General features: G+C 47.6%; 10 protein-coding genes. 6 read left to right on the top strand and 4 right to left on the bottom strand.

The annotated features are described in order from the left end of the window. Positions 1-11: 11 nt before the first annotated feature. The 3 genes from QFZ48_RS02680 to QFZ48_RS02670 form a co-directional block, all read right to left on the bottom strand. Positions 12-4,358 (bottom strand): CusA/CzcA family heavy metal efflux RND transporter, encoded by a 4,347-nt coding sequence (locus QFZ48_RS02680; protein ID WP_429061029.1) that lies wholly within the window; start codon positions 4,356-4,358, stop codon positions 12-14. Positions 4,359-4,540: 182 nt separating this feature from the next. Further along, the gene (locus QFZ48_RS02675) at positions 4,541-4,927 is read right to left on the bottom strand and encodes a hypothetical protein (RefSeq protein WP_429061027.1); all 387 of its coding nucleotides are present in this window, start codon (positions 4,925-4,927) and stop codon (positions 4,541-4,543) included. Between the two features lie 48 nt (positions 4,928-4,975). After that, on the bottom strand, positions 4,976-5,425 hold the full coding sequence (locus QFZ48_RS02670) for a KTSC domain-containing protein (protein WP_370912759.1): 450 nt from the start codon (positions 5,423-5,425) through the stop codon (positions 4,976-4,978). Positions 5,426-5,620: 195 nt separating this feature from the next. Between QFZ48_RS02670 and QFZ48_RS02665 the strand changes: the two genes are divergently transcribed. Beyond that, positions 5,621-6,544, top strand: coding sequence for an alpha/beta fold hydrolase (locus QFZ48_RS02665; RefSeq protein ID WP_429061024.1), 924 nt, complete (start codon positions 5,621-5,623; stop codon positions 6,542-6,544). Here QFZ48_RS02665 and QFZ48_RS02660 read toward each other — a convergent pair. Further along, on the bottom strand, positions 6,531-8,438 hold the full coding sequence (locus QFZ48_RS02660; RefSeq protein ID WP_429061022.1) for an AAA domain-containing protein: 1,908 nt from the start codon (positions 8,436-8,438) through the stop codon (positions 6,531-6,533). The two genes, QFZ48_RS02665 and QFZ48_RS02660, sit on opposite strands and share 14 nt — an antisense overlap. A 135-nt stretch (positions 8,439-8,573) precedes the next feature. Between QFZ48_RS02660 and QFZ48_RS02655 the strand changes: the two genes are divergently transcribed. The 5 genes from QFZ48_RS02655 to QFZ48_RS02635 all read left to right on the top strand — a co-directional run bounded on the left by QFZ48_RS02655 (position 8,574) and on the right by QFZ48_RS02635 (position 15,236). Next, complete coding sequence (locus QFZ48_RS02655) at positions 8,574-8,987, top strand: DoxX family protein (protein ID WP_429045955.1); 414 nt, start codon at positions 8,574-8,576, stop codon at positions 8,985-8,987. Between the two features lie 134 nt (positions 8,988-9,121). Then, complete coding sequence (locus QFZ48_RS02650) at positions 9,122-9,484, top strand: hypothetical protein (RefSeq protein ID WP_429061021.1); 363 nt, start codon at positions 9,122-9,124, stop codon at positions 9,482-9,484. A 101-nt stretch (positions 9,485-9,585) separates the two neighbouring features. Then, a complete protein-coding gene (locus tag QFZ48_RS02645) occupies positions 9,586-10,185 on the top strand; it encodes an RNA polymerase sigma factor (protein ID WP_429045958.1) in 600 nt (199 codons plus the stop codon). A 117-nt stretch (positions 10,186-10,302) separates the two neighbouring features. Continuing rightward, complete coding sequence (locus tag QFZ48_RS02640; protein WP_429045960.1) at positions 10,303-11,502, top strand: FecR family protein; 1,200 nt, start codon at positions 10,303-10,305, stop codon at positions 11,500-11,502. Between the two features lie 344 nt (positions 11,503-11,846). Next, positions 11,847-15,236, top strand: coding sequence for a SusC/RagA family TonB-linked outer membrane protein (locus QFZ48_RS02635; protein WP_429061020.1), 3,390 nt, complete (start codon positions 11,847-11,849; stop codon positions 15,234-15,236). The last annotated feature ends 11 nt before the right edge of the window (positions 15,237-15,247 follow it).

The raw sequence follows: 15,247 nt of genomic DNA, 5'->3' as shown, positions 1-15,247 counted from the left end.
GAATTTTATATTTACCTGTTCAATAAAGAATTGGATTCAATGATAGACTGGTTAAGGTTATTTACGGCATCGAGGTATTCATTCCGGAGACTGAAAGCCTGGTTGTTCAGCATCACCCATTCCAGGTAATTGATTTCCCCGTTTACGAATTGCAGATTTGCGGTAGCAATGATGGTGTCCGCATTCTTTAGCCCACTTTGTTCATAGTAGGAAACCGCCTGCATCATTTTACTATACTGCTTTTCAGCTTCGGTATATCTTAATTGTAATTCCTGTAATCCTGCCTGGTAAGTGCTTTTTGCCAGTTCCTGGTTTATTTTCTGAGCGCCGATCTTTGCTTTCTGCGCACCAAAGAATAGCGGAATACCAACACCTATCTGGGCCGACTGGAACCGGGTGTCTCCCGAATATTCTTTATCATCCGCCCCCATACCACGCATGGTCATATTATTGTATCCCAGCAGTAAGTCGGGTAACAGTCTGGATTTTTCCAGTTTGTACCTGGAAAGACTTGTTTGCTCCTGTTGCTCCAGTAATTGGAGGTAGGGATGCTTTTTAAGCTCCGTGCTATCAATATCACCGGGAAGCGGCATTTTAAGCGGTGTATCATCAGGTTCTACATCAGTAGTCGTGTTGAGCAGCACTTTCAGCCGCGCTTGCAGGATGGCGTAGTCCTGCTGTAACTGGCCCGCCTGCAAAGCGATTTGTCCACGCTGGGTTTCGGCGGTCGTTTTTTCGAGTATGTTACTTTCCCCCGTTTTAAAACGTATTGCCGCCTTTTCCAGGAAAAGCGCATAGATACTATCCGTATACTGAAGCAGTTCTTTTTTATTGCGCAGGAACAGGAGCTGGTAGTACACCGAAGTGACCTGCTTTTTTAATTCAGATTGTTTAACGGAAACATTCAGCAGTCCTTCTTTCCATTCTTCATTCAGCAACAGTTTTTGCCTGCTGTATATGGTTGGGAATTTGATGGTCTGTGAAATGGTAAACCGGTTATCATTGTAAGCGCTGTTGATTTTACCATATTCACCGGTAATAACCGCCTGGTTGGCATCCCATCCCGCTCCTTTTAATTTTTTCAGATAGTCTGCATTCAGCTGTTGGTTCCGGACAGACAGGTTATTCTTCATAGCGGTATCCAGCGCTGCATTAAGGGAGATCGGTTGTTGTGCCCGTGCGTTAGGTGCTGCCAGCAAAAGGAATGGTAATAATAAGAGTGCAGCGCCCGGTAAATGCTTGGGTTGCTTCATCAGATGCTTCTTTTCAAAAATGATGTAAAGAATTGGAAGTACAAACAGGGTCAGGAACGTTGCCAGGATCAGTCCCCCGATAACCACAGTAGCCAATGGCCGTTGCACCTCGGCGCCGGCGCCATTGCTCAGTGCCATCGGCAGGAAGCCCAAAGAGGCTACGGATGCGGTCATCAACACGGGCCGTAAACGTACCCTCGTTCCTTTTAATACAATTTCCCGGACATCGTTCAGTCCTTCTTTATGTAACCGGTTAAATTCTGCAATGAGCACAATACCATTCAGTACAGCCACACCGAATAATGCAATGAAACCAATGCCGGCTGAAATACTGAACGGCATTCCCCGCAATGCAAGGGCAAAAATGCCTCCTATGGCAGATAAAGGAATAGCCGAATAAATCAGCAACCCTTGCCTGATACTGTTGAAAGCAAAATATAACATCAGCAGGATAAGCAGCAGGGAAACGGGTACGGCAATGCCTAAACGCTTTTTCGCAGCTTCCAGGTTTTCAAATGCGCCACCATAGGTAACGTAGTAACCCGGTGGTAATTTTATTTTACCGGATACCTTTTGCTGCAGTTCTTCTACTACAGTCTGCACATCACGGCCACGCACATTGAATCCTACAATGATCCGGCGCTGGGCATCTTCGCGCTGTATCTGATTGGGCCCTTCTTCTATAGCTACTTTTGCCACCAGGTATAAGGGTATCTGTGAACCCTGTTGGGTAGGAATTAGTAAATGCTGCACATCAGTAAGGTTTTGCCGCTGCTGACCGCTCAGCCTGACTACCAGGTCGAAACGCTTTTCTCCTTCATAAACAAGACCACTGCTTTGCCCCGCGAAGGCGGTATTTACTATTCTGTTTATATCATTGATGTTAAGGCCATATTGCGCAATGGCATCCCTGTTATATTTAATAACAATCTGCGGCATCCCGGTGATGGCTTCCACATACAGATCGGTAGCACCTTTCACGGTATTGACCACTGCCCCGAGGCGGGTGGCATATGTAGCCAGGCTGTCCAGGTCCTCGCCATAAATTTTACAGACAACATCCTGACGGGCGCCTGTCATTAATTCATTAAAGCGCATCTGTACAGGATATTGGAATCCGAAAGTAACGCCGGGTATGGCTTCCAGTTCCTTTGACATTTTCTCTGTTAATTCATCGAAGGTTTTTGCAGAAGTCCATTCCCTTTTGTCTTTCAAAATTACCATCAGGTCACTCGCATCAATCGGCATAGGGTCAGTAGGAATCTCGCTGCTACCGGTTTTTCCAACCACCTTCTCCACTTCAGGAAATTTCTCCAGCAGGATTTTCGCACCCTGCGACACCACAGTAGTAGAGGTTTTCAGGCTACTGCCGGTAAGTACGCGGGTTTCTACCGCAAAATCCCCCTCTTCCAGTCGGGGTATAAATTCGCCTCCCAGCTGCGAAAGAACAAATAAAGCAATGGCTAATAAACCTGCTGCTGTTCCAATTACTGCTTTGGGTATGTTCAGTACTTTGTTTAATAGACGCTGGTAGCGGACTTCCAGTTTTTCCATCATCCAGTCGGACCAGGAAAGTTTAGCGGGAATTTTTTTACTTAAAACCAGTGCGCTCATCATGGGTACATAGGTCAGGGAAAGCAGGAAAGCGCCAAACAACGCGAAGGCTACTGTCTGCGCCATGGGCTTAAACATCTTACCCTCCACGCCTGCGAGGGCAAATATGGGAAGATATACGATCAGGATGATCAGCTCTCCGAAAACCGCTGCATTTCGCATCCTGCCTGATGTTTCCAACACCAGGTCGTCCATTTCCGTTTGCGTGATAAAGGGTTTGTTGTAATGATGCAGTCTGAACATACAGGCTTCTACTATAATCAGGGTGCCGTCTACAATCAACCCGAAATCCAGCGCACCGAGGCTCATCAGGTTACCGCTTACGCCAAAGGTATTCATCATAATTACCGCTATCAGCATCGCCAGCGGAATAACAGAAGCAACAAGTAATCCGGCTCTGAAGTTACCCAGGAACAACACCAGTACAAATACTACGATCAATGCGCCTTCCAGGAGATTTTTCTCAACAGTGCCAATGGCGTTATTGACCATTTTTGTTCTATCCAGGAAGGGGTCGATCATCACTCCTTCCGGAAGTGTTTTTTGGATCTGGTCTACACGCGCTTTGATCTTTTTGATCACCTCATTACTGTTGGCTCCTTTCAGCATCATTACTACCGCACCTGATACCTCACGTTCGCCATTATAGGTCAAAGCGCCGTACCGGGTGGCATAGCCTAACCGCACTTCACCAATATCCCTTACCAGCAACGGCGTGCCGTTACCGGTATTTTTAACGACAATTTTCCTGATATCTTCTTCTGAGCCGACCAGGCCCTCACTGCGAATAAAAAGTACCGTTGGCTCTTTTTCAATGTAAGCACCACCGGTGTTCTGGTTATTTGTTTCGAGTGCTTTGAATACATCATTGATGGAAAGTCCGTAAGACTTCAGTTTGGCCGGTTCTACCGCTATTTCGTATTGTTTCAGGTAGCCGCCAAAGCTGCTCACATCCGCAACGCCGGTAACGCCCAACAGTTGCCGGCGAACAATCCAGTCCTGGATAGTGCGGAGCTCCATTGCCGTATACCGGTCTTCATAGCCCTTTTTAGGTCGTACCGTATACTGGTAAATCTCTCCTAAACCAGTTGTAACCGGCGCCAGCTTGGGAACACCTATTCCGCCGGGTATCTGGCTTTGCACTTCCTGCAGCCGTTCGGTAACCTGTTGTCTTGCCCAGTAAACATCCACGTCCTCATTAAAAACAAGGGTCACTACAGATAACCCAAACCGGGAAAAGCTCCTGATCTTTGCCAGTCCAGGTATACTGCGGTTTGCCTGTTCTATAGGAAACGATATCAGCCGCTCAACATCCGGCGCACCTAATGAAGGCGTTACGGTTATTACCTGTACCTGGTTGTCTGTAATATCAGGTACCGCATCTATCGGCAGCCGGGTGACTTCATAAATACCATAGCCGATAAGACCGAGTATAAATAAGCCTACAATCAATTTGTTCCGGATTGAAAATTCAATGATCTTATTCAGCATATCGAATAATTGGCATACTCATTCCGCCCCGTTGAGCGGGCATAAGTACTAAAAATAAAATGCAGGGAAGGTCGGAAAGCAGCCACCGGTGCTGGTATTCCCAGTAGACAGATTTATCAGATTGAATGCATTAAACGCAATAGCATTAATACAACCGTCTTATAAACAAAATTCCGGTGAAGTTATGCAAGGAAAATAGGGGGTGCTCTTAATGCCGAAAATGAAAGGCTTTGCAGCGGAGGTGGAAATTCCTGCTTTTGCTGATAGCTGGTTTTCGATATCAGAAAGCAGATAACTTCCGGAAGAGAAACCAGGTCAGGTGCAGGCGCCAGCGTTAAAACGGGCACTTCGTGTTGCAGGTGGCTGGAAGAGGGAGAAGTGAAGCTGTGATCAATCAGGTTCAGCGCCAGCGAATGCTGCATATCATGATCGTGGTCATCATCATCATCATCGTGGACGGAGTGTCCGGACGATGAAATGATATGCTGATGGTCATGAAACATAACGTTGTGCGCAGTAATAACCATTACTGCCAGCATCAACGATATCTTTGTGATCCATGAACGCATGGCGCAAATATAGTTTATTCTTTAAAACAAAGCATACTAACAGGTATGCTATGCTTCAACCGCCTTGCTCACTTTACGGTATACAAATTCGTGGTAAATATGCCTGCGGCAGAACCTGCCCGGCGTATCAGAGTTGATCAGCTTTATATATAATGTTTTCGGAACGTCGAGGTATTCATAACTGCTGCCATCTTCAAAGTGAAGCTGAAGCGTTTGTTTCTGATAGGAGAAATCCACCAGGGTAGAAGCAGAAATGGTGGCTGTGTACTGTGGTAAAGCAGCAGCAATTGTTTCAGGTGCTATACTTACTAAAAAGTGATAAGCCTCAATCAATTCTTTACTCTTTGCTTCTGCTTCCAGTTTCTGTTCTTCTGCCAGGCCTTCAAATTTATCGGGATGCCACTCCTTCATTAAATTCCTGTAGATCGTTTTCAATTCTTTTACTTCAGTAGTTTTGGTAACACCCAGTAACTTCCTGTAATCAACTATTTTACTCATAATGTATTTATTCAAAAAATAAACAGGCTGATCATTATGAGCAGGCTACCATTTATCTTATCCCGAAAAACGGGCAAAGTTACGGTTTTTCAGGCTTCCGGCAAGGATTTATTTGTCCTTTACAGCAGCGGCTTTCAGGGGAACAGGCGCATTATATGCCTGAAATCACCTATTTTAATGGAGAAAAACCGTCTTATGAAACTGTTGTTATTGTTAACCACGTTGCTGTATTGCCTGCCCATCCATGCACAGCAACTGGACTCACTGAAATACCCCAACGGCTGGCTTTATTATCATACTTATGGGAAGGGAAGCCCTGTTTTAGTGTTGTCTGGCGGCCCTGGCAACTCCTGTTTGCAGCAGGAAGAAGTGGCGATTGAGCTGGGAAAGCATTACAGGGCCATCTTATTGGAACAGCGGGGCACCGGCTTATCCATCCCCGTACCGTTCGATTCCACCACTATTAACCTCAAAGCCGCCGTGGAAGACATTCAGCGGTTGCTGCAGAAAGAAGGGATCAGCAAAACCGTTATTTACGGCCACTCCTGGGGCGCGATGCTGGCCATGAGTTACGCAGCTGCCCACCCGGAAAAGGTGCGCGCCCTGGTGCTGGCAAATCCTGGCTACTATAAGTTCTCCGCCGATTTCATGACCACGCACATGAACAACCTGCGGGCACGCCTGGGTGTATCCGACCTGGCGCTGATGGATTCCCTGGGCAAAAAGATAGAAGGAGGGAGGGCAACTGGCGCAGACAGTGCGCTGTATAACCGCACCATACGGTTGGCATACATTTACAACAAAGCGGACATCGACAGCCTCATGGGGAAGATTTATGTGGCAAAACCCAATGTCCGTATGCAGGGGTTAATGGTATCAGACCTGCAACGGACCCATTTTGATCTCAGTAAAAACCTGCCGCAATATAAAGGGCCGGTAACCGTGATCGGCAGCCGCCAGGATCCCCTGGCTTTCTATACCTACGAACTGAAGATCATCCGCCCGGATATCGTACTGCATTGGATCCAGGCTTCGGGTCACTTCCCGATGTTTGAACAGCAACCCGCTTTTTTTGAGGTATTGGAAAAGGTAATGACAACCAGCGTTACACATCCATAAACTCCCATGCGCTCTGGTAGGCGTTTTTGTGCTCCGCATAAGTGATGAAGTCCGCATAAAACCCAAGCTGGGAAAGGGTGCCGCTGTCGCCTATCACCACCAGCTTCTTGCGGGCCCTGGTCATCGCTACATTCATCCGCCGGATGTCTGATAAGAAGCCTATTTTATTTTCGGTGTTGCTGCGCGTCATGCTGATATACACAATATCGCGCTCCTGTCCCTGGAAACTATCGATGGTGTTCACAGATATTTTGTCTGCATAGGGCTGCAACAACGGGGAGTGATGCAGCTGCTCTTTTAATAATTGTATTTGTTGTTTATAGGGAGATATAACCGCCACCGTGGGAAAGTCTTTCGGCTGGTAATGTTCCCCCAGCGCAGTTACCAGCCGGGTAAGATGTTTAAATAAAAAAACAGCTTCTTCCGGGTTGGTGGTACTGGTGCCATCCAGCTTTTCATCAAAACCGCAACCGGCAGTGTCTACAAAGCTGAGCGGGTTATCTTCGGAAAACAGCAGGTGTCCGGCAACAGAGGCATGAGCCCTTAATTTATCTTCATAAAAGATACTGGAAGAATATCCCATGATAGTGGCATGCATACGGTACTGTTCTTCCAGCAGCGTTACGCTTTCGGGGTGCAGGGCGGTGCATTTTTCCAGCAGGGTAGTGCTGAGACCTTTACGGGCGGCTTCCTCCGATTTTACGGTGGGCGATAGCTGGCAATGGTCTCCGGCAAGGATTACCTTTTGCGCTTTCAGGATAGGGATCCAGCAGGCAGGTTCCAGTGCCTGCCCGGCTTCATCTATTACAACCGTATGGTACTTTAAATTTTTCACGGTATAATGATTGGCGCCCACCAGGGTGGCCGTAATCACCTGTGCCTTGGAGATCAGGTCGTCAATAATATATTGCTCTGTATTGCCTACTTCTTTCATGATCTTGCGGGCCTCGTCAAACAAGGCTTTCCGCTGATCCCTTTCTGCTTTGCCAAAGTTACGCTTGTATTTGTGGGCCATGTCGCGGAACTCATTCGCCTGCTTTTTCATTCGCTTGATTTCTTTGATACTGGCATGCTCAGATATTTTGCTGTCGAGCGTGAGCGACATCAGCCGCTCTGATACGCGCGCCGGGTTGCCCACCCGCAACACATTCAGTCCTTCATCCGATAGCTTTTCGCTGAGCAGATCCACTGCGGTATTACTAGGCGCCACCACAAGTATCTGTTGTTGCTCCTGTTTGATCAGCGCTTTAATGGCCTGTACCAGGGTAGTGGTTTTGCCAGTGCCGGGCGGACCGTGTACAATGGCCAGGTCGCCGGCGGAAAGTATTTTATTAACGGCCGATTGCTGGGAGGCATTCAGCGCGGGATTTACATAAGGAGTAATATCCGGATGAAACACGGGTTTCTTTTCCCCGGTCAGTATTTTTATCAGCCGTCCTTCGGGTACTTTATCCTGCAATGCATCCGCCTGTTTCAGGGCGTTTTGCATTTCGTCATAACTGTTATCATCAAAAAGTACGTCGATGCCCAGTTTACCATCACTGGCCCATTCCGGCAGCTCGTCGGTGCGCAGGGTGATCTTCAGCCTGTTCCCGCCCTGGTAAGTGATGGTGCCTTCAAGATGATCCTGCTTTGGATCATGATTGGAAAATAATACGGCAGAAGCGCCAAAACGCAGCTGATGCGGCAGGTCCTGGTGAGTGGTACGCTCCACTTCCACCGTCAGGTAATCTCCCCGGCTCATCTCTGATCCCCTGATAGCAATAGGGTACCAGGTAAGTCCGTTTGCCCTGCGATCTGCTACAGACGTGGATTCCGTCATTTGTTTGTATGATTTCCTGTCTTCTTCCCGCTCTGTTTTTAATAAATCAAGCTGCTTTTTGAAATAATCCATGACGCAAAGGTAAGATGTTCCTGAATTGTCGCAATCAACCAGTAAGAATGTCGTATTTCCCCAGCAGGAATGCGCACAAATGCCGGTAAGTTTGTATTGTCAATCAAATCAAACAAAAACAAAAAAACAACTTATATGGAAGCGCAAACAATTTATCTGAATAAGAAAGCTCCTTCTAAAGCAGCTAATGTTACCGGTTGGGTAATCACCGTTCTTTGTGTACTCTTTCTCCTGGTAGACGCCATCATGAAAGTAATTAAGAACATCACTTCCATGGAAGGCAGCGTAAAGCTGGGCTGGCCGGCAGAACAGGTACAGGGTATCGGCATTATATTGCTCATCGCCACTATTTTGTATGCCATTCCCCGTACGGCTATACTGGGTGCGATACTGGTCACCGCTTACCTCGGCGGCGCTGTAGCCATCATGTCCAGGATCAACGAACCCTATTATTTCCCGGTGGTGTTCGGTATCCTGGTATGGGTAAGCCTCTTTTTACGTATTCCCGCGCTGCGCACGCTTTTTCCGGTGCAAAACAACCAGGCGTAATTTATCTCTATAAAAATAAAGAGCCTTTGTATTGCCCTGCAGTACAAAGGCTCTTTATTTTGCCGGAAAAAAAATACCCCGCGCATAGGGGAACGGAGAATTCCATGCGTCCTGAATACAGGAGGACTATTACCATGCTACTACCAGATCAATTGAAAAGTTATTTCCGGGCAATCATGCTCACCGCCGGTTTGGCCGTGGGCGTTACTTTAACCGCACCTGCGCAGGACAGCAGCGCGATCACCGGCAAGAAAGAAATGTTGCTGCTGCCGGCCCCGAAAACCAATTTCTTTGGGCAGACTGCCAACCATAAACAGTGGTCATGGCAGCAATACCTGCCCGCTGTCAAGGACAGCAGCAACAGCAGTAGCTTGATATACGAGGCCTATCCATCTCACCATCATTTAAACAACTATCGCCAGACATCCCCTTTCCGTTGGAATGATGTAGCAGGTATCACTGCCATGGCGCTGGTAGCTTATATGCTTTCCCGTTAATAAAATACGTCCGTCAGCACATTTCCCCGGGTGCTATGGAATTTTACATTATTATTCTACCTTGCCGTCACATTTGTTATTTCACGCAAGCAAGGTTGTCAATGAGCGAGGGCCATTCTATTGATGCTCCTGACCTTTATAAGCGGATAGCGGCCGGCGACGAATCTGCGTTCAGGAGTCTTTTTGAAATTTATGCACCACGCCTGCAGGCGATGGCAGCACGTATTACCGGATCAGTGACAGTGGCAGACGACCTGGTACAGGATACCTTTCTCAAAATATGGGTAGCCCGCGACCAACTCACGGAAGTGGCACAACCAGGCGCCTGGATTAAAAAAATTTGTTTTTTCCTGGCCGTGAACTATGTCCGTCGCCAAACCATCCGCGATAAAGTAATGCATACCGTTGGCTATGAAAAAGACAGCTCGGGTAAGGACCTGCCGGTGGCAGACATGATTGAATTCCGGCAGTTGCTGGGCCTGGTGAACAAGGCTGTGCAGCAATTACCGGAGAAGCAGCAACAAATCTACCGCCTTAGCCGTGAACAGGGACTCTCCAGCAGTGAAATCGCACAACATATGGATCTCGCCATCAGCACGGTGAAAAACCTGCTGGTAATGGCGTTGAAAAATATCCGCTCCTCCCTGCAAAAGGCCGGCTACCCGCTGCTCCTGGCCATATTGATAGATATACTCATCTGAATAAACAGTCCCTCTGAAAAAAAACTTCACTTTTTTTCGGTACCAATTCCCCGCTCAATTGTCTGGTATAGATAAGGGGACATACATCACTTTCATTTACCTGTATCACCTTCATAAATGGAACATCACCACCGACTGGCATATTTACTCGATCGTCTGGCAACACACACTGCCACAGAGGAAGAACTGGACGAATTAACCGGTTGGGTTGACCGGGACGAAACCGGCGCTTCTATCGACGACGTGGAAGGCTGGCTGCAGGAACATCATTCAACCGCCTTGCCGGCTTACAACCAGCAACACTGGATGCAGGTGGCTGACCAGATCCTGTCATCGGATAAACTATCAAACGACCCGGTTACCAAACCGCTTCACCGTGTACATTTCCTCCACAAATGGGGATGGGCCGCCGCTGTAGTGTTACTGTTTGGGGCAGCTGCCTGGTTTATCAGCCACTATCATCGCCGGCAACCGGTTGCTGTTATCGCCGGAAACACGCTGCAGGACATAGCTCCCGGGAAAAATGGCGCCATCCTTACGCTGGCGGATGGCTCACAGATGGTGCTCGACAGCATGGGAAACGGTATCATCACCCATCAGAACGGAACTACCCTAGTCCTGAAAAGTAACGGCCTCCAATACACGCAGGAAGCCCCGGGTGCAGGCGAAATGGAATACAATACTATCACCACACCCAAAGGACGGCAATTCCAGGTGGTACTGCCGGATGGCACCAAAGTATGGCTCAATGCCGCCAGCTCCCTGCAGTTTCCTGTAGCCTTCAAAGGAAAGGAAAGGAGAGTGGAACTCTCCGGGGAAGCCTATTTCGAAGTTGCCGGCAACGCAGCACAACCCTTTAGGGTGAATGTGCTCCGGAAAATGGACATCCAGGTACTCGGTACCGGTTTTAACGTAAACGCATACACGAATGAAAAGAATAGCTATACTACGCTGGTGGAAGGAGCGGTCAGTATATCCCTTACCAATCAAACCGCTGGCAGCGTGGTGTTAAAACCAGGAGATCAGCTACAGGCAGGTGATACAGGTATAAAAGTAACGCGGAACGCAAATGTGGAAAAGGCCATCGCCTGGAAAAACGGCCTGTTTAACCTCGAAGGAGTGGGCCTGCGGGAAATGATGCGGCAGCTGGAACGCTGGTACAACCTGGAAGTAGTGTATGAAGGAAATGTGCCCGATGTTCATTTTTTTGGTGAGATGAGCAGAACCCTGCAACTCTCTGATGTGCTCGCGGGGCTGGAACGGTCGGATGTGCATTTCCGGCTGGAAGAGGGCCGGCGGCTGATCGTAATGCCTTAACGTATATTATTTATCCCGGATACCGTAAAACTGAAACACTATGCCAGTAATGAATATCAACTAAAACAGGTTGACCGGCAAAAAAAACCGGAAGTGCGACCAACACTTCCGGAAAGTTGCTGGCTGACTTAAATCAGGTTTCGAGACCTCCATTTTTAACAACCAAACGTTGCAAATCTATGCAAAAAACTGCTTATTGGAGCCGTTGGGACTTGCCGTGCCGGCTCCCAACCAAAATGCTCCGGATTATGAGATTTACCAGTGTTCTCCTTCTTACCATTTGCTTACATGTATCAGCCAACACATTTTCGCAATCTGTCACCTTTTCCGGACGAGCCGTCCCAATGGAAAAACTTTTTGCCGCCATCAAAAAACAAACAGGTTTCGTGGTGTGGGGTAAATCTGAACTCCTGAAACAGGCCGGCACCGTATCAGTATCAGTGCAGAATATGCCCCTGATCAGCTTCCTGGAACTGGTGATGAAGGACCAGCCATTCAACTATAAAATAGCAGGCAACACCATCATGCTGTACAGCAAGCCTCCTGCTGCTGCGAATAGCGCCACACCAGAGAAAGAATCACCGGTAACAGGGCATGTTACCGACAGCACCGGCATTCCCCTCATCGGGGCTACGGTGCAGGTGCCTGGCGCCAGTCAACCCGCTATTACCAACTCAGAAGGCAACTTCACCTTGCCGGTATCTGCCGGGGATGTACTTCGCATCAGCTTTATAGGATATAAAACAAAAGAGGTGACAGTGACTTCCGGTATGTTGCGAACCGGGAATATCGGTAACATCGTTTTGTCTGTCATCTCGGCTACCTTATCAGCATTAAATGTTACGGCCAATACCGGCTATCAATCAATTCCAAAAGAACGTGCCACCGGATCATTCAGCGTGATTACAGAAAAAACACTCGGCGCCAGGATGGAAACCAATATTATGGACCGCCTGGAAGGCACTGTGCCCGGCCTCTTTATGCAGAACGGCGCCGTTAATATCCGCGGACTTTCCACCTTATACGGCAACCAAAACCCGCTATATGTGGTGGACGGTTTTCCATTCGAAGGAGACCTTAACTATATCAACCCCGCTGATGTAGTGAATGTAACAGTAATGAAAGACGCCGCCGCCGCCTCGATCTACGGAACCAGGGCAGCCAATGGCGTGATCTCTATTACCACCAGGTATGGCAGCAACAGGAAACTCACGGTCAACTTCAACAGCACCGCGTTTATAACAGGCACCCCCGACGCAGGTTATATGCACCTGCTCAATTCCTCCCAGATGGTGGATCTGCAACAGGAACTGTTCAATAGCTGGCATCCTGGTTATAACGATGTCATCAAACGTGCAGGCCAGCCAAAAGCAATGGAAGCACTTTATAATTATGAGCAAAATCTCATCAGCAAAACTGATCTCGACAATACCCTCAATAATTTAAGGAACGCTAACGGGCAAAGCCAACTGGAAAACCTGTTCATGCGTAACCGTGTCAAACAACGCCACAGCTTCTCCGCCAGCGGTGGAAACGAAATTCACCAGTATAATATCATGATGAATTATACAGGTAACAGGGACTACGGTTTCCGTACCGGCAATGAAGATATTAACGTGGGCATGAAAGATAAAGTGAAAGTGTTTAAATGGCTGGACGCAGAAGTAGGCGCCAATACCAATATCCGCAACGGGAAGTATCTCCGCGAAAGCCCCGAATCCTTTTACCGGAATATGCCTTACGAAGTGCTGAAAAATCCCGATGGCAGCTCCGCCCCGTTCACTAAATTAAAGTCACCCTATGAAATAGACCGCCTGAAAAACCTCGGGCTGTATGATGAAACATTTAATCCGCTGGATGAGCTGTATAAATCAGATCTTTCCTATTGGTCAAATTACTTCAGGCTGCAGGGTGGCTTCACCGTTAAAATTATCAGCGGCCTTACACTGGATCTGAAATACCAGACAGAACGCGGCAGCAGTTACAATAAATCATATTATTCTCCCGACTCCTACTACACCAAAAATATGATCAACGACGCAGCGCAGGTCATCGACGGGGAGTTGGTGAAGAATGTACCTGACGGTGGACAACTATACGAAACACGTGGCAATTCAAAATCCTATACCGCCCGCGCACAACTGAACTTCGACAAAAATATCAGCACAAAACATCACGTGTCGGCATTAGCCGGTGTGGAACGCAGGGCAGTATCACAAACGTCGACCTCCGTGTTTAAAATGGGCTATAACGATAATAACCTGCAATACCTGCCGGTAAATGAAATTGCCCTCGGCAATCTGAAAGGAACAGAATCCCTGGGCAGCACCTTCTCCATGAGGTATAACGAAAATAATAACTTTTATTATGGAGAAGACAGATACATCTCTGCCTATGGTAATGCCGGCTATACCTACAACTGGAAGTATAACGTTACCGGAAGCGTACGGGTAGATAACTCCAACCTCTTTGGTACCGACCCCCGCTACCGCTACCTGCCGCTCTGGTCTGTTGGCGCCAGCTGGAGAATGTCTGAAGAAGATTTCATGAAAGATATCAGCTGGTTAAACAGCCTGAGCATCCGCTCTACTTACGGCCTCGGCGGAAACGTGGCCAGAACGGTAGGACCCTACCTCCAGGCAAGATCTACCTTCTTTTCTGAAGCCAATGCCACCGCAACGGATATCATCTATCCGCCAAATAAATCATTAAGATGGGAAAAAACAGCTACTACCAATATTGGTGTCGACTTCGCCGTATTAAATAACCGGGTGTCAGGATCAATAGATTACTACATCCGAAAAACCACCGACCTGCTGGGAGAAAAGGCCATCGATCCCACCAACGCATTTCCCAGCGCATTGATTAACTACGGCAGCTTAAATAATAAAGGTATTGAGCTGGCACTCAACACCCTCAATATAAACAAGAAATATTTCACCTGGAGCAGCACCCTGGCACTGAGCTTCAATAAAAACAAGATGACAGAAATAAATACCAGGGATGAAAATGTATACGGCCTTACCGGTGGCTACGGCGTAAATCGCATTGGCTACCCGATGGATGCCGTTTTCAGTTTCAGATCGGCAGGTCTTGATCCGGCTAACGGTTCCATGATGGTGTACGATGCCGCAGGAAAAGTGGTAAAGAATTATGACCAGTCCGGTACCATTGTGGCCAACATGACGGATATAAACGGCCTTGTATACAGCGGCACATTAAGACCGAAATACACAACTGGTTTTACCAACACCTTCACTTATCAGCAACTCACGCTAAGTATCATGATCATTGCCAATGGAGGAAATGTGATGAGAGATGTGGTGCCTGTTATCGATTATGGTTTCCCTCGCAGCAATGTAGACAGCAGGGTGATGAACTTCTGGCGCAAACCCGGCGATGAAAATAAACCCGGCATGTTACCGGCGCCCGATCTCAAAGGTAATGGCGGCAACTATTATACGCTCATCTGGTACGCCTCAGATCAAAATGTACTCAAGGCAGATTATATCAAAGTAAGGGATATTGCCCTCTCTTATAATTTTGCGCCCGTATTGTCCCGTGTCAAAAAATTATCTTCCGCCAAATTAACACTGCAGGTACAAAATCCTTTCCATTGGTACAACAACTCCGTTGGAATTGATCCTGAAGCTTATGAAATCGCCAGCCAGTACGCTAACAGAACATTACCGGTAATGTCCACTTACATGGCAGGAATAGATATCACCTTTTAAAACCAGGAAAC

The sequence above is a fragment of the Chitinophaga sp. W2I13 genome (assembly GCF_050434005.1).
Taxonomy (GTDB): domain Bacteria; phylum Bacteroidota; class Bacteroidia; order Chitinophagales; family Chitinophagaceae; genus Chitinophaga.
The sequence above is the reverse complement of the archived record's forward strand: the minus strand, read 5'-3'. Positions and strand labels throughout refer to the sequence as shown.

Coding starts and splice junctions, on each gene's coding strand:
- QFZ48_RS02665 (WP_429061024.1), top strand. CDS start 5,621: ATGAAACTGTTGTTATTGTTAACCACGTTGCTGTATTGCCTGCCCATC.
- QFZ48_RS02660 (WP_429061022.1), bottom strand. CDS start 8,438: ATGGATTATTTCAAAAAGCAGCTTGATTTATTAAAAACAGAGCGGGAA.
- QFZ48_RS02675 (WP_429061027.1), bottom strand. CDS start 4,927: ATGCGTTCATGGATCACAAAGATATCGTTGATGCTGGCAGTAATGGTT.
- QFZ48_RS02640 (WP_429045960.1), top strand. CDS start 10,303: ATGGAACATCACCACCGACTGGCATATTTACTCGATCGTCTGGCAACA.
- QFZ48_RS02655 (WP_429045955.1), top strand. CDS start 8,574: ATGGAAGCGCAAACAATTTATCTGAATAAGAAAGCTCCTTCTAAAGCA.
- QFZ48_RS02635 (WP_429061020.1), top strand. CDS start 11,847: ATGGAAAAACTTTTTGCCGCCATCAAAAAACAAACAGGTTTCGTGGTG.
- QFZ48_RS02670 (WP_370912759.1), bottom strand. CDS start 5,425: ATGAGTAAAATAGTTGATTACAGGAAGTTACTGGGTGTTACCAAAACT.
- QFZ48_RS02645 (WP_429045958.1), top strand. CDS start 9,586: ATGAGCGAGGGCCATTCTATTGATGCTCCTGACCTTTATAAGCGGATA.
- QFZ48_RS02650 (WP_429061021.1), top strand. CDS start 9,122: ATGCTACTACCAGATCAATTGAAAAGTTATTTCCGGGCAATCATGCTC.
- QFZ48_RS02680 (WP_429061029.1), bottom strand. CDS start 4,358: ATGCTGAATAAGATCATTGAATTTTCAATCCGGAACAAATTGATTGTA.